General features: G+C 37.0%; 12 protein-coding genes. 4 read left to right on the forward strand and 8 right to left on the reverse strand.

Features of this window, described 5'->3' with window-relative positions:
- Nucleotides 1-72: 72 nt before the first annotated feature.
- From H3T48_RS00040 to H3T48_RS00050, 3 genes are read right to left on the reverse strand one after another with little or no spacing between them, the layout of a single operon-like run.
- On the reverse strand, nucleotides 73-1,173 hold the full coding sequence (locus tag H3T48_RS00040; protein ID WP_046307501.1) for a PTS fructose transporter subunit IIC: 1,101 nt from the start codon (nucleotides 1,171-1,173) through the stop codon (nucleotides 73-75).
- 2 nt (nucleotides 1,174-1,175) lie between these two features.
- Nucleotides 1,176-1,493, reverse strand: a complete 318-nt coding sequence (locus tag H3T48_RS00045; RefSeq protein ID WP_046307502.1) for a PTS fructose transporter subunit IIB — start codon at nucleotides 1,491-1,493, stop codon at nucleotides 1,176-1,178.
- Nucleotides 1,494-1,495: 2 nt separating this feature from the next.
- A complete protein-coding gene (locus tag H3T48_RS00050) occupies nucleotides 1,496-1,945 on the reverse strand; it encodes a PTS sugar transporter subunit IIA (protein WP_198187620.1) in 450 nt (149 codons plus the stop codon).
- A 414-nt stretch (nucleotides 1,946-2,359) separates the two neighbouring features.
- Between H3T48_RS00050 and H3T48_RS00055 the strand changes: the two genes are divergently transcribed.
- The gene (locus H3T48_RS00055) at nucleotides 2,360-2,854 is read left to right on the forward strand and encodes a cell division protein (protein ID WP_198187622.1); all 495 of its coding nucleotides are present in this window, start codon (nucleotides 2,360-2,362) and stop codon (nucleotides 2,852-2,854) included.
- Nucleotides 2,851-4,134, forward strand: a complete 1,284-nt coding sequence (locus H3T48_RS00060; protein ID WP_198187624.1) for a glycosyltransferase family 2 protein — start codon at nucleotides 2,851-2,853, stop codon at nucleotides 4,132-4,134. Before H3T48_RS00055 ends, H3T48_RS00060 begins: the two co-directional genes overlap by 4 nt.
- A gap of 62 nt (nucleotides 4,135-4,196) precedes the next feature.
- Here the strand turns inward: H3T48_RS00060 and H3T48_RS00065 are convergent, their stop codons facing one another.
- From H3T48_RS00065 to H3T48_RS00080, 4 genes are all read right to left on the reverse strand, one after another.
- Complete coding sequence (locus H3T48_RS00065) at nucleotides 4,197-5,267, reverse strand: S66 peptidase family protein (protein WP_370567438.1); 1,071 nt, start codon at nucleotides 5,265-5,267, stop codon at nucleotides 4,197-4,199.
- Nucleotides 5,268-5,398: 131 nt separating this feature from the next.
- On the reverse strand, nucleotides 5,399-6,271 hold the full coding sequence (locus tag H3T48_RS00070) for a DUF4097 family beta strand repeat-containing protein (protein ID WP_198187628.1): 873 nt from the start codon (nucleotides 6,269-6,271) through the stop codon (nucleotides 5,399-5,401).
- Nucleotides 6,271-6,918 carry a DUF1700 domain-containing protein gene (locus H3T48_RS00075; RefSeq protein ID WP_198187630.1) on the reverse strand — a complete coding sequence of 216 codons (648 nt, stop codon included), beginning with the start codon at nucleotides 6,916-6,918 and terminating at the stop codon, nucleotides 6,271-6,273. The genes H3T48_RS00070 and H3T48_RS00075 overlap by 1 nt, the downstream gene beginning before the upstream one ends.
- Complete coding sequence (locus H3T48_RS00080; protein ID WP_198187632.1) at nucleotides 6,911-7,225, reverse strand: PadR family transcriptional regulator; 315 nt, start codon at nucleotides 7,223-7,225, stop codon at nucleotides 6,911-6,913. Before H3T48_RS00080 ends, H3T48_RS00075 begins: the two co-directional genes overlap by 8 nt.
- 243 nt (nucleotides 7,226-7,468) lie before the next feature.
- On the opposite strand from H3T48_RS00080, the gene H3T48_RS00085 reads away from it, so the two are divergent.
- Together H3T48_RS00085 and H3T48_RS00090 are read left to right on the forward strand one after the other, a co-directional pair.
- The gene (locus H3T48_RS00085; protein ID WP_187158448.1) at nucleotides 7,469-8,149 is read left to right on the forward strand and encodes an ABC transporter ATP-binding protein; all 681 of its coding nucleotides are present in this window, start codon (nucleotides 7,469-7,471) and stop codon (nucleotides 8,147-8,149) included.
- The gene (locus tag H3T48_RS00090; protein WP_198187634.1) at nucleotides 8,149-9,414 is read left to right on the forward strand and encodes an ABC transporter permease; all 1,266 of its coding nucleotides are present in this window, start codon (nucleotides 8,149-8,151) and stop codon (nucleotides 9,412-9,414) included. Before H3T48_RS00085 ends, H3T48_RS00090 begins: the two co-directional genes overlap by 1 nt.
- A 140-nt stretch (nucleotides 9,415-9,554) precedes the next feature.
- Here the strand turns inward: H3T48_RS00090 and H3T48_RS00095 are convergent, their stop codons facing one another.
- Nucleotides 9,555-15,914 (reverse strand): SpaA isopeptide-forming pilin-related protein, encoded by a 6,360-nt coding sequence (locus H3T48_RS00095; RefSeq protein ID WP_198187636.1) that lies wholly within the window; start codon nucleotides 15,912-15,914, stop codon nucleotides 9,555-9,557.
- Between the last annotated feature and the right edge of the window lie 217 nt (nucleotides 15,915-16,131).

Consider the following 16,131-nt stretch of genomic DNA (forward strand, 5'->3'; position numbering starts at 1 on the left):
TCTCCTAAAAATAAAAAACTATAGCTAGAAAAGATTGATTTGATTCCCAACTATAGTTTTTTCGGTTTCATATTATTGGATGTTTAATTCAATATCATCATCACTCATTGATTCTTCACCAGGTGTAGAATCTTTGTCAGTAAAGTCAGCAACTAATGGAGCGACAATTGCAATGAACAAAGCACAAACTAGAATTCCGCCGAGGTAAGCTAAAATGTTGTCGGCTGTTAAAATTCCAGGTAAACCGCCTAGAGGTGGGATATGTGATTTAACACCTAGCCATGCACCTGCTGCTGAACCAAGTGCACCACCGATAACGTTTACAATGATTAATTGAGGAGCCTTCATCATAAATGGAATAGCCCCTTCAGTAATTCCAAATGTACCCATAATTAAGTTGTTATGACCCATTTCTAGCAATTCTGCTGAGAAACGCTTCTTAGGCCAAATGAAACTCATAAGTGCATAACCCATTGGGATTGCACAAATGGCGATGTTGGTATACAGACATGGTTGGTAAATTCCTTCGATAAAGAAGAAGTTACCTACACCCCAAGCTGCCTTGTTGATAGGACCTCCAAGGTCTGAACCAATCATGGCGCCCATAATAGCAGCTAACAAAATAGCGTTAGTCTTTTGTTCTACCATGAACTTAACCCATGAGGTTAAACCATTATTAAGCCAGGCAAGTGGCGGCGTTAAGACTACACCAACAAACAAAGCAACCGAACCAACGGTTAAAAGTGGCATAACAATTAATTCAATAGCTGAATTCCACTTTTCTGGAACTTTGATTTTACGGCACCAACGTGCAACATAACCTGCAATCAAACCAGCTGCAATCGCACCGATGAAGCCAAGTTGGTTATTGGTTGCTAATTGTCCACCGATAAAGCCGGCTCCCAAAGCTGGTTTGTCACCAAGTGCATAAGCAATGTAGCCACCAATAACCAGGTTAACTAGGCCGATACCGATCCAACCAACGGAGTTAATTTGATAAAGCAAGTGGAAAAAGCCACCAGTTTTGGCAAACTTGGAAAGGTCACCATAACCAAAACACATACCAATTAATTGCGGAACACCAACAACTAGCGCACCACCAATAACTGTCGGGATCATGTAAGAGATCCCACTCATAATGGCTCCTTCCCATTCCTTCAAAATTCTCTTCATTTTTAGTTCTCCTTCTTAACCGCAGCAGCACACTTCTTCAAGACAGCTTTAGGTGCCTTGATACAAGTGTTGATATCTACTCGAATAATTGGTTTACCTTCAAAACGTTCCATACTAGTGATTTTTTGATCAGATGCAATCAAGACAAAGTCAGCCGCATCTGCTTCTGCTTGGGTAATTGGATTAACTGGACCCATCATCCCTTGTTGCTCAATTCTGACATTCCAATCTAATTCCTTACCCGCTTTTTCCAAGGCTTTCGCTGCCATTGGAGTATGGGCTAATCCAGCTGGACATGCTGAAACTCCTACTACATTCATGGTTATTCTCCAATCTTTTGATTAATAAAGTTGGCTATCTCTTCTTTAGAAGTCAACTGACGTAACTCTTGTTTGAAATCATCCTCAAGTAAGGCAGTAGACAAACTTGCTAACATTTTCAAGTGCTCATCCCCAGCATTTTCTGGTGGCACCATCAGCGCAAATACATCCGTCACTGGCTTGTCATCGTATGTTTGCCAATCAAGTGGTGTGGTCAATCTGAAGTAGATAAACCCTGGCTGCTTAACTGTCTCCGTTTTTGCATGTGGGATTGCAAAACCATCTTCTAACCCAGTTGGATATTCTTGTTCTCTTGCCAAAAAGCTTTGCTCTAGTTCACTTGCATCTGCAGCAAAACCTGCATTACAAGCAACTTGCGAAGCATACTTTAAAAAGGAATCAACACTTTGCTCATTGACGTCCAAATAAACGTCATTAGCTGAAAATTTCATTACCTGTTCTCACTTCCTTATTTTGAAACCCTTTACATTTATTTATACTAGACTGTTATCAATATTTTGTAATTACAAGCTTTTTCCATATTAAGTGGAAAAAGCATATTTTTATTCACAGCTAATAAACAAGGTGCTAAAGCACTTTATGCAACTATGTCGCAGACTTCTGCGATGATTTTTGGCACAAAAACAGAGTCATTTATTTGAAAATGACTCTGTTAGCGCGCCTAAAATTGTTCTTTAATCTACTTCAACATTTATTAAGTAAGGTTAAAGTGGTTAAGCAAATGATAATCTTTCTTGAAAATTTCTAAAGCTAGGTATTCAAAATTGCACATAAATCCAAACCATAATAAAGTATAAAACGCACTTTGTTAATGTACAGTTTACCTAGCAAGGAGGGAATTTGCTTTGAAGCAGAAAAGCACAATTGACTTAATTGAAGATGACTATTTTACTAGTGGAGATTGGCACCTAAAAATCGAGCAAACAAGCATAGCTTTGCTCGGCTGGCTATTTGTTTTTTTGCCCTTTTTTGGATTAGCCCTACCACTTTGGCAGCCTCACTTTGCATCCCTACTCCCCTTTAACTACAATACTGCGATTTTGCGTCCACTGGAATTTTTAGCAAAATTCTTTGACGATTACTTCGTTTTTATCAGCATCTCCTATCTAACATTAACTTTTTTAAATAATTACCGCTTCGCAGCTAGCTGGCGAGACCATCTCGTAGTTGACCAAGACCGGCAACAAGAGCGTTCACAACTAGTCGAACAGGCCTGGCAGGAGAAATTTGGTAACTCGGACGAAAGGCACAACTGCAGTTTTTACTGTGTTGAGCCGCAACAAAACCTTGAGACTGACTTTGCCCAGACACTATTTGCCAAAGGAGAAAAGAATCTATGACATCAATCTGGCTGACAGCTAAAACAGTTTTTAAAGTACTATTTTTGATTTTAGTTTCCTACCCAATCTTAGGCGGTTTGGCCTGGTTTGTCGGTGGACTTTGTTATAAATATGTTTTTAAAAACAAAAAGAGGGACTTCACGATTTTGGACTCACGTGAACAGCCCTTTATTACCATTATGGTTCCCGCTCATAATGAAGAGGTTACAATTGAAGAAACGATTAGCTATTTACTTAATGAGTTAAACTACACTAATTATGAAGTACTAGTGATCGACGATTGCTCAACCGACAATACGCCCAAAATTCTGCGGAAATTGCAGCAACAATCTAAACGATTGCGTGTAATTCGCTTAGCTGAAAATAAGGGTAAGGCTCATGCTTTTAATATCGGCCTCGCCTTTTCTAAAGGTGATTTAGTGCTCAGCAACGATGCGGATACACTTCCAGAAGCAGATGCTCTGATGCGCTACGTTAACTATTTTAATAGTCCCGAAGGTCAAAATATCGCTGCCGTGACTTCTAATGTGGAGGTTCGAAATAGAACCAAGTTGATTACCAAATCAACCACAGTTGAATTCTCAAGCATTGTTGGCATTATTAAAAGAGCGGAAATGGGAGTTTTCGGTAGTATTTTTGCCTATAGCGGTGCGAACACGATGTACCGCAAGAGTGCCCTAATTGATGTGGGGATGTTTCGGCAGGACCGGGCAACCGAAGACATCAGTGTTGCTTGGGACCATCAACTGAACAACTGGTTGGCAGTTTTTGCACCTGAAATCATTTCTTACACACTTGTTCCAGAAACGCTCAAAGAACTCTACCACCAACGTAAGCGCTGGGCAAAGGGTGGTACAGAAGTTTGGTTGACCAACTTAAGAAAGGTTTTACGTCATCCACTCAAAAATTTAGGTGAATCATTAATGTTACTGGATCAAACTCTTAGCATTTGTTGGTCTTTCTTCTTTTGGTTAGCCACATTTGTTTTCACCTATTTAGTAGGTAATTTTACACTTACACAAAATTGGTCCCAATTAGTTTATTTGTTGTTCTCCGCTTTAATCTTGATTTGCTTTGAAATGCTTGCGGGTACAATGCAATTAGTTATCGCACTAATGATTGACCGCAAAGGCAATAAGATTGAGTATTTACTATTTGCGCCAATTTACCTATTATGTTTGTGGATTATCAACACGCTTACTATTGTGACAACTTTTGTTCCTGCAATTAAAACCATCTTGGGTCATGGCTCTGGAACTTGGGTCAGTCCTTCACGCTAGTTTTTATTTTATCCACACAAAAATGCCACCTAGCTCCATGCTAGATGGCTTTTTTCTTGTAATTATGCAAACCATGGTTCCATAATTGTCAGACTTGGCTGATCAAAGTCGATTTTCGCTAACGCACCATATGGCAATGCCGTATGTGGATAAGCGTGACCAAAGTTAGCGTTATACAAAATAGGTGTATTGTATTCTTGTGTTACTTCAAGCAGTTCTTTTTGATATTCAGCAAAGTACTTTTTGTTTTGAGGTTTGCCAACTAAAATTGCTTGCGCATTTTCAAGAATTCCGGCTTCAGCGAGGCGCGTCAACTTTTTCCGATACAAAGCTGGTTCCGGCTGTTCTTCAGAAGTTTCAAGAAAGATGATTTTGTCCTTAGTTTCTTCTGGCTTTAAAAGCAATTGATAACGTGCAATCACTGCTGGTTCATCGCTATAGCGTTCTCCATCTAGTGCATCATAAATGCTATCGATACAGCCACCCCACAAATGACCTTGAACTTGCCCGTGTCCACGCAAGACTTGATATCCAGAATCTTGGTGACTGACACGTGGTTGGCCAACTTGGGCAGTAGAAAAATCTGTTCTTTCCTCATACCAAGTTTCACTCGCTGGAATTTCAGTAGTTGCAGGATTGGTGAAAAAGTGCTCGATTGTCTTCTTCGTATACGGCAGCATTTCTGTATCAAGTTCTGCAAAATCGTTTAAAAAACTTGGACCATAAAAACTCTGCATCCCTAGCCGGTAAAACATCAGATGGTCAATTGTTGTGTCCGAAAAACCGGTGAACAGTTTTGGCTGCTTAACCACCGCCTGTTTAAATTCTTCGTCTTCCATTAAAAAGGGCAAAATCTTGAATGTGTCATCGCCGCCAATAGCCGCAATTATTCCTTTTATTTCTGGATCAAGAAAAGCTTGTTTCAGATCGGCCGCCCTTTTTTCAGGATGATTTTTGACAAAATCTATTCCTTTAAGGGCATTAGGCATAAAAACAGGGGTTAACCCAAGTTCTTCAATTCTTTTTTTACCCAGCTTAAGTTGATGAGCTGCAAAGTCCTCACCTAGTGTTCCCTGCGACAGGCTCACAACAGCAATTTTGTCACCTTGAGCTAATTTAGATGGTTTTTTCAACATTATAATCCACTCCTTCTTGTGCCGTTTGCACTTAGTAAAAAATTGTTATTGCTGATTATGCTGGTTTAAAGACAAGAAGTCAATTTGAATTAAAGGTGGTTTTGAAAATGAGTTCAGTTACTTTAGTCCTATTCCACTGTAATTGTTCCTTTTGCTGCGAATACTTCGAGGTTGTTTTTAGCTGACAACTTCTTGGTTAACTTATTATTGATTTTCTGCCCCTTGTATCTAATATTTGCTCCGTCGGCTGCGAGCTCGTAGCTGAGGTTAGGCGCAGCTTTAATTGTAAAATCGCCTTTTCTTAGCATTTGGAAAGAGTTTCGGTTAATTAGTTGTGAGTCAGTAATCGCTACCTGACTTGAGTATGCTTTGGCATCCGCAGTTAATTTACTGTGATCAATTTTTAATTGACCTCCATGAATTGTAATAAGCGACTTTCCGATATCTGAATTGCCAATATCTATCCGATGATTACCATAGCTAGCAAAAATGGTCTTCTTAGCAGTTAGTTTATCCACAGTAACTTTACCATTTTGTGCATTCGCAAAAAGATCATTTATTGAGATACTTTTGATATTAAGGTTGCCATTGTCGCTACTACTATCAACTTCAGCTAAATACTTGTTTTTAGGAATCGTGATATCGATTCGAGAGCTATCATTTCGCCAATTAATTGCAACCGGACGAGATTCGTTAATTTCAAGTCGCTTTTTTCTAACTTTGGCTTTGGCTGCGTTAGGGTTTAATCCAGTAACTGTAATTTGATACTTTTTACCAGAATGCAAATAAATATCAGAGTTGTCAGTTTGTACAATAATTTGATCAAAGTTAGGGCTGGTAGTTAACTCGCGTTTATGTACCGTACTGCCAGAAGTCTCAAAGGTAAATTGATTATGATTATCGAATACTGGATTGACTCCAGCATTCGCCCAACCTAGTAGTGCAGCAAATATACCGATAATCCCGATTAGTCCAGTTATTTGGTAAAATTTTTTCATCATTATCCCTCCATTTTCATTGCAGAATTTGTTTTATAATAATGGTTCTTGAAAATTTTTCTACCTAGATAGCGGAAAAAGATTGTGCATTCAGCGATCAAGAAGTGAATGAATTTAATAATTAGCGGGAATAAGAATAGACTCAAGCTAATCAGGCAAATACTAATTCCTGTGTAAAACAACCCTGTTGACCAAGAATTGCTAAAAAGTAATCCACAAGTTTTTAACAGGATGAAAACTCCCAATGCAAATAAGCCAACCGTAGTCAGTACAACAGCAACAAAAATTCCGCAAAATGCAACTAGAGCTGCAATCATCAAAAAACACGTTACTAGGATCAAGGGAATGCCAACAGGCGCCGCTAAAACACCAAGCAAAATTAGCCAAATTGTTTTTAGGTTGGTTTTGGAGCTTGTTTTTTCATGCATATCAGGTTGGGGTACATCCTTGGAGACTGAGTAATCTGCCAAAATCATACGTGCCAGCTGCTTTGGTGTACCTAAATCCTTGATAATCTCCTTTTCACTACTAAAATTGCCGTCAAATAAAAATTCTTGGTAAAACTCAATTACATCTTGGCGTTCATCATGCGGAAGATCTAGTAAATTATTGTTTAAGTCATTAATATACTTTCCGATTATTTTATCCATTTTCTTCTCCCATCAACTCATTAATTTTGTTACTAAAACTCCACCATTCCTTAGCAATTGTGTGTAATTCAGTGCTTCCTGCTGCTGTAATCTTATAGTAACGGCGATTACGACCATGATATGAATGATCATAAGTAGTAACAAGCTGCTGCTTTTTTAACCGTCTAAGTACGGGATATATTGAAGAATCTGATACAGCAAAAATTGATCTAACACGCTTAGCAATTGCATACCCATAAAGACTTTCTTCATCAATAAAGGATAAACTTGCACCGTCAAGCAAGCGTGGCTGAAATTGAAAATGCATGTTTCCATCTCCTCTATACTATATTTTATATAATATTGTAGAACTTAAAAACATGTTATGCAAGCCAGCCGATTGCAACCGAAGTGTTAATTAAACTTCGATTAGTTAAGCAACAAATGAATTTTACGCTTCTACATTACTCTCATTTACATCTTTTTTTAATTTTAGTTCCATAATGTATTGAATTTTAAATCATCTAGTGTATTATTTATATATAACAGCAGTACAAAAGGAGTGAATAAAATGAGTTTAATTGAGGCGCGGGATATTACACGTACTTATGGGAAAGGAACAACTAGCTTTCAGGCATTACGCGGCGTTAGTTTGAAGATTGAAAAAGGAGAATCAGTTGCTATCATTGGTAAAAGTGGCTCTGGCAAATCAACCTTAATGCATATTATGGCTTTGCTAGATCATCCCTCTTCAGGCAGCATTTTACTAAATGACCAACCAACAGCAAAAATTAAGGCAAAGTCATTAAACAAGTTGCGAAACCAGACTTTTGGCTTTGTTTTTCAACAGTTTTTCCTCAATGCACAAGATAGTGTTCTTGAGAACGTTATGTTGCCAATGAAAATAGCCGGTGTAACTGGCAAAAAACGACGTGAATTAGCAACTTCTGCGCTTGAAGCGGTTGGTTTAGAAGCCAAAATGAATAATAAAGCTAGTGCTCTATCAGGTGGTCAAAAGCAACGCGTTTGTATCGCCCGAGCACTTGTTAACAATCCAGAAATTATCTTTGCCGACGAGCCAACAGGTAATTTAGACTCTAATACCGGTGCAAAAGTTGAAGATATTCTTTTCAAACTGAATCGTGAAAAAGGTATTACCTTGATTATCGTTACCCACGATCCAGACTTAGCCCAAAAATGTGATCGTCAAATCCAAATTAAAGATGGTCAAGTAGTGAAAGGAGATTTCTAATGAAATTCCGTGATATTTTAAACTCTGCTGGATCCAACTTATGGCATAACAAAGGAAGAACTCTATTAACTATTATTGCCGTTTTAATTGGTTCTTTAACAATTAGTATTACGCTAGGAATCAATACGGGTGTTAATGACTATTTACATAAACAAATTGGTAATGTTGGTAACACTGAACAAATGATCATTTCACCGCAATACTCAGCTGGAGATGGTACAGGACCGCAGAAATATAGTACTAAGAAAAGTAGTCAAAACGCTGACGGCATGATGACTAAAAAAGATGTCGAAAAAATCAAGCGCACTAAGGGAATTAAAAACGTTAAAGCAATGAAAGATGATAACGTTGAATATGCTCAAAGTAAAAGTAAGACTAAATATGTGATCAATGCGCAAACTACCCTTGGTATCAAATATGATTTATTTGCTGGTAAACAAGTGGCTACTTCTGGAAATAAATCAGAGATTTTATTGACAAAAGAAATGGCTAAGGCTTTTGGCTATAAAAATGTTCGTAAAATTCTCGGCAAAAAGATAAACTTGGTTGTCATTTCACCTGTTACCAAGAAAAAATCAACTATCACTGCAAAAGTTGTTGGTATTAGAAATGAGAGTATGGTAAACAGCGGTCAATCAGTATATAGTCATGGCTTAAGTGAAAAAATTGTTGCCGCCAATCAAGATGGTCTGCCAAAAGCACTTAAAGATCGTTATACCGAAGTTGTGGCAACTCCAGTTGGAAAAAGCGACGCAGCAGTTGCAAAGGCTGAAAAGGCTCTTAACAAAAAGGGCTATGACGCACAAACTCTAAAGGAAGCCGTCAAACAACTATTTCAAACCTTTAATGCAGCAACAGGTGTGTTAATTATCTTTGGAGCAATTGCCTTGATTGCTGCTAGTTTCGGTGTTATCAATACGCTTTACATGTCAGTTCGTGATCGAACACGTGAAATTGGTTTGATGAAAGCCCTTGGCGTAGGCCGCGGGAAAGTATTCTCAATTTTTAGCTGTGAAGCTATTTTAATTGGATTAATCGGGTCATTGTTAGGTTTAATTTCTGCAATGGGCTTAGGCCAATTATTGAATAAAGCAGCAACAAGTAGTTTCCTTAAAGGAATAGATGGTTTTGTTTTAGTCCAGTTTAATTGGTCCAGTAGCTTGTTAATCGTCGGTATCATTTGCCTAATTACATTTTTAGCAGGAACGTTGCCAGCAAGACGAGCTGCAAAATTAGATCCAATTACAGCCTTGCGCTATGAATAAAAAGATAGGATCACTCGAGTAGTCTAACTTCTTTTTAAATCGTAATTAATAAAAAATAGGTACAGAGTTTTATATTACTCTGTACCTATTTTGTTGTTTTAAAAACTTAGTTTTCTTAATTCATGATATGAACTAGATAACTATTCATCATTGTCCATTTTATTATTTCGATAAATAACTAAAACTACAAGCATAAGGATAATCAAGCCTAAGACTGTTAACAGTATTGTACTTTGATAATTTGTCTTTGGCAATTTTTCACCCTTACTTTTATCCTTACTATGAATGACTTTTTTACTACCTTTTTTATTATATCTTTTATCATACATAGTTTTTGATGTGGTTGGGGTAGCGGGCCTGCTTGGTTTCCCAGGATTGTCCGATTCGTCAGGTGTACCTGGTGTTTCAGAATCACTCGGCTTACTTGGCCATTCTGGTGTATCATTCTTAATTTCCAAGTTGACTAAGCTCCCAGCTTCCACTAACCTCGGCTCACCTGCTGCCTCTTTATCAATTGTAAAGTCTACTGCCTTGCTATTTAAATAATAACCTTTAGGCGCTTTGGTTTCGATAAATTGGTATTTGCCTGGTGCTAAATCCGTCACTGCAACTATACCTTTGTCAGACGACACTAGTTTATCCTTTACTGTCTTACCAGCTGCATCAACCACTTTAAATTCTGCTCCAGCTATGGGTTTACCATTACTGTCAGTTTTAACTAATTGGGCCGAACCCTTATAGTTGACTAATTTTATTTTGACAACTGCGTGTTCGCCTTGAGCTGACTCACTTATTGTAAATTCAGTTGGTGTCGAATTCAAAATGTATCCAGTTGGTGCTTTAGTTTCAACAAATTGATACTTACCTGGTGCCAAATCTGAGACAAAAACAATACCTTCATCAGATGACACCAAGTTTTCCTGAACTATCTTACCTTCTTTATCGACTACTTTAAATTCTGCTCCAGCTAAAGGATTGCCTTTACTATCAGTCTTTAATAATTGAGCCGAACCCTTGTAGTTGACTAGTTTTGCCTCGACAACTGCAGGTTCACCTTGAGCTGTTTCAGCTATTGTAAAACCAGCTGGTGTTGAATTCAAAACATAACCACTTGGGGCTTTGGTTTCGACAAATTCATATTTTCCTGGTGCCAAGTCTGAGACAAAGACTATACCTGTATCAGACGATACCAAGTTTTCGCGAACTGTCTCACCATCTTTATTAACTAGTTTAAACTCTGCTCCAGATAAAGGATTACCTTTACTATCAGTTTTTACTAATTGAGCTGAACCTTTGTAGTTGACTAATTTTGCTTCGACAACTGTAGGTTCACCTTGAGCTGTTTCAGCTATTGTAAAACCAGCTGGTGTTGAATTCAAAACATAACCACTTGGTGCTTTGGTTTCGACAAATTCATATTTTCCTGGTGCCAAATCTGTAACTAAAATAGTACCATTGGCATCTGAAGTCAAACCTGATTTAACAATATTGTCATCTTTATCGACCACCTTAAATTCTGCTCCTGCTAAAGGATTGCCTTTGCTGTCAATTTTAACTAGTTGCGCTGAGCCTTTGTAGTTGACTAATTTTACTTCCACTACTGAAGTTTCACCTTGAGCTGAATCACTTATGATGAACTCAGTCGGTGTCGAATTCAGAACGTAGCCAGTTGGGGCTTTAGTTTCGATAAATTGGTATTTACCTGGTGCTAAGTCAGAAACAAAGACTATACCTTTGTCAGATGATAGCAAGTTTTCTTGAACTGTCTTACCATCCGCATCAACTACTTTAAATTCTGCTCCTGCTAAAGGATTACCCTTACTATCAGTCTTTAATAATTGAGCCGAACCCTTGTAGTTGACTAGTTTTGCTTCTACTACTTTAGGCTTTCCTAGTGATGATTCATCTATTGTAAAACTAGTCGGAGCATCATTCAGAACATAACCACTTGGTGCCTTAGTTTCGACAAATTCATATTTTCCTGGTGCCAAGTCTGAAACAAAGACTATACCTGTATCAGATGATACCAAGTTTTCTTGAACTGTCTTACCATCCGCATCAACTACTTTAAATTCTGCTCCTGCTAAAGGATTACCTTTACTGTCGGTTTTTACTAATTGAGCTGATCCCTTATAATTGACTAATTTTGCTTCTGCAACTGCAGGCTCTCCTTGGGCTGATTCATCTATTGTAAAACCAGCCGGTGCTGAGTTCAGAACATAACCAGTTGGTGCTTTGGTTTCGACAAATTCATATTTTCCTGGTGCCAAGTCTGAGACAAAGACAATGCCGCTTTCTGATGATACCAAACTATCGCGAACTGTTTTACCATCTTTGTCAACCAGCTTAAACTCTGCTCCAGCTAAAGGATTGCCTTTGCTGTCAGTTTTTACTAATTGAGCTGATCCCTTATAGTTAATTAACTCACACTCTGTAACTACCGCAGCTGGATCTTCCTTGGCTTCTTCACTTATTGTAAAACTAACTGGTTTGGAATTCAGAACATAACCTGTTGGAGCTTTAGTTTCAATAAATTGATAAGTACCTGGAGCCAAAGATGCAACTATAACAAAGCCATTGGTATCTGAAGTTAAACCTGATTTAACAATGTTGCCATTTTTATCGACTACTTTAAATTCTGCTCCAGCTAGAGGATTACCTTTACTATCAATTTTGAGTAGTTTAGCAGATCCTTCATAATTTAGACGCCTATTTTCCCAATCTCCTAAGTCAATTGGAGGAATTGTTCCGTCAGCTTTCTTTTCTACCGCAAAATCTCTTGGCTTATCGTCTAATTTATATCCAGTAGGTGCCTTTGTTTCTACAAGTTGGTATTTGCCTGGAGCCAAACCTTCAATCGTAACGATTCCTTCATCGCCTGAAACGACGTTTTCATATCCTTCTACAACTTTTCCATTAGAATCAAGAACTTTAAATTCTGCTCCTTTTAATGGAAGTTTTGAACCTTTTTCGTCAGGCTCACTCACTTTTCTAAAAGTTACCTTTGTTGGTTCATTATAAATATGAACCACTTTAGTAGTACTGCCTGCTTCATCTTTTATAACCTTGATTCTCTTACCTTTTGCCAGTTCATCACTGACCTTGTAGCCAGCAGGAGCTTCAGATTCAACAACAAGATATTCTTGAACTCGTAAGTTACCAAGCTCTAATTCACCATTTGAATCTGTAACACCTTCACGAACAAGCTTATTTTTCTCCAGCTTTTCGTTGATTGTCCATAGTTGTAAATGAGCACCTGCTAATCTTTTCTTTCCACTTGAATCTTCTTTAATAAGTTTAATTGATCCCTTCGATCCTGTAGCATTTCCTGATGTGCTAGTTACAACAATCTCTTTAGCTTTTTCCTGAGTTACAGTTTGTTCATTCATCCCAGATATATTGGCTGAATTTGTAACGGAGTCAGCCGCTTTATCTAAAAGAACTAAAGAACGGTACTCTATTATATATGATGTGGTAATTTTCTTTAGAAACTCAATTGTAATTACTTGAGCACCAGTTGCATTGTCAGTTTTGATATCTAATTTGTAATCTGTACCTTCAGATAAAACTGTAGAACTATCTTTTTCGATATTCCCTGCATTGTCAACAGTCGTACCGTATACTACGATTCCATCTTTAGAAATAAATTGGTTAGCTGATGGGGTATCCACAATTTTTGCGTCACTTAAGGTTGACTGCGAAGCATTAACCGTTAAGTTCCACTTTACATAACTGCTATCATCAGGATCTTGATTACCGTCCTTGCTTAAAAACTCTCCATGATGAGCTGGTGAGATGCTCGCATTCAAATTATGTGAGGTTCCATCAGTTGTAAATCTAGCAGTGTTGTTATATGTAGGTTGGTCGATTATTTTTCCTGCCAAACTTGTTTCAAAAACAAGTACATACACTTTATCACTGTTCTCGGGCAAATTAACCTGTAATGTTGGCAGAGCAGTCGTAGGTTCAACTAGGTCTGCCCCAACTTGACTACCTAAAGTATATGAGCCATCAGTATTAACTGTCGCTTCATATAGTTTTGCACTGCCTGGAACATAATCCTGCGACTTTTCAATTGTATCTGTTATTACTGAACTCTTTAATCCTTTTTGACGGTAATTTACAGCCACTGTCCAAGTGAACTTTTTAGTAATCGCATTATACTCACCAGATTTTTTACCGTTAAATTGAAATTCACTAATTGGGCTAAATTTCGCAATCGTATTGGATTTACGATTTTTACCTTCTTTATCAATCCACTTTGCACTAGCTTCATTATAAATATTAACTAAATGTTCTAATCCTTCTTCTTTGTCTAATTCTAATTCACTGAGATCAAACTTTGTCTTGTACGTAATTGTAAATTTATGGTTAGTACCATTTTTTAAATCACCTTCAAATTCTACATTAAAGCCAATGTCAGTTTTAGTAAATGTATATTGATCTGGACTAAGAATTTTGTTTTCAGTAGTATCTTCAATTTTGAAACTGTCTTCTAATAATTTCTGTCCCTCGCGAAGATTGTCTTCAAGTTTCCAATTTTTCAGAAAATAACCAGCGTTGTTAATTTCTATTTTCCATGGAACTTCACAAGTTTGATAGTTAGCTTCACCATCAACACTTTTTTCCACATTCTGTTGGAACGCATTTGCATCTTTTTCATCTTTAAAATTAGTTCCAGTACCACTTATATCACGGTCGTCGCCGAAATCTGTTTCTATGGAGTTTGAAATTGGTGTTGTGACTTCAACATAATCAGTGATTTTTGTCTGGTAATCAATCTTAACTGCATAGTCAATATCTTTTAAGAATCTAATAATGAACCTGTGAATATTAGACGAATTCTGCTCTACCTTATAATCCTGTCCTTCTATTAAGGTATCCCCAACTACTTCATTGCCTTCATTATTAAATGAAACTTTAGTCAATTTAACAGAATCAGTGAGCAAAGACAATCTATCACTCATAGTATCTGTAATTGTAGAACCAGCTGGACGTTTCCTTTCATTATAGTTGTATCTAACAGTCCAATTATATATATTATGAGTACCCGTAGAAACAGGACCCGATTTGGAAATTGGTTTTCCAAATTGATTTCTAGCCTCTGCTTCAACCTTTGTTATGGAACTTCCATCATTTAGAGTAGCTCGGTTACACACCACAACAGTGTTACCTGAATTACTTTTATATCTTTCTTCAATTTTGTTTACAACAACTATATGAAATGCTTGATAGGTCTCTGCATACTTGCCGATAAACTTAATGGTTTTAGATGGGCCAGTATAGTCTCTTTTATAATCCACACCTTGAGTTAATGGGTGGCCTTTATCAATACTTACAATATTTCCATTATTGTCCACAGTTTCTGGATATATCTTAACGGTCTCAAAATCTTCTATATCTGTAGTAACAGTAGCATTTACCATTTTATTTAAAGGACGGTTAATATTAATTTCCCAAATTGTATTATCTGGGTTCATCTTTTTATCAGAGTATCCGTTCATATCTATAGTTTGAGTGTAGTTAGGACGTATACGAACTGTGGTAGGTGGAATATTTTCTTCAGTTGGTGTTTTAATTACAATTTCACCATGTTCTGACTCTTTAAAATTTGTTGCATAACTGAAGTCCCCTGTTATATCATGATCGGTTTCGACATTTTGGTTAAACTCAAATCGAACTCTACCATCCGTAAAAACTTCAAAAGAGCCATACTGGCCTAATTTTCCAACAAGTGGACCAGTTCCTGGAAAAATCCTAATAACATCTGGTAATTTGAATTCAAAATAATCGCCTGCTTTAATTACTCCAAATAATTCTTCTGGAAGACTCCAATAGTAATTTATTTCAACATTTGCATTAGCTGGCACATTATCTAAATCAGTCAATGGATTGCCATTACTGTCAGTATATGAAATTTTTGCTCTGTCAATAATCGTTGCAGGACTAATTCCCACTTTAGCTAATAAGTCACGAACGTTCTGCTTACCACCATCACGTTTCAGTTTTACATCTTTAGCTTTATCTGCAGTTTCTGACTCTTTCTCCTTATTTGATTCTTCTTCTGTCTCACTTATCTTTCTTGGAGCCTTTAGTGTTTGAACTCCATTTGTAAGTATCAAATTATCATCTTTTAAGTTCGAAGAATCAATTGTTACAGCAATACTAATTGTCCCTTCGGTTCTGGGGGCAATCTTCATTTCTATTTTATTTTTTTTAATAACATAATCAACTTTGGTTGATTCTACTTCGTTTTCTATTTTCACATCTTTAACGTCTGCATTTTCGTTAAAAGATAGAGTTTGATTTTCTTCAGTTTGAGTCTTAAAGGAAATATTTAATTTCGCTTCAATCTTATCCTTCTCTTCTTTATCTATAGATAAAGTATTTAATTGAAAATCTCCCTGATCTTCTACAGCAAAGACAATTGTCGGCACCATATACTGCAAGAGAATTAATAAACTCATAAAGCAAAATAGTGCCTTTTTAAATTTCCTCATATTAAATTACACTTCCCCATATTTCCTATATTTCCCTTAAAAATATAGACCTAATCGCGAAATAAATATTTCCTATAAAATGTTTTATCAGTGACAGATATAGTAACGTACTCCTTAAATAAAATAACACATTCTATTTAACACTATATATTCATATGCTACGTTTTTTGATTATATAGTATAGCTTATGTAGCGTCAACATAGTATTTATCTGATA

This window comes from Lactobacillus sp. M0403, assembly GCF_016101265.1.
GTDB lineage: Bacteria > Bacillota > Bacilli > Lactobacillales > Lactobacillaceae > Lactobacillus > Lactobacillus apis.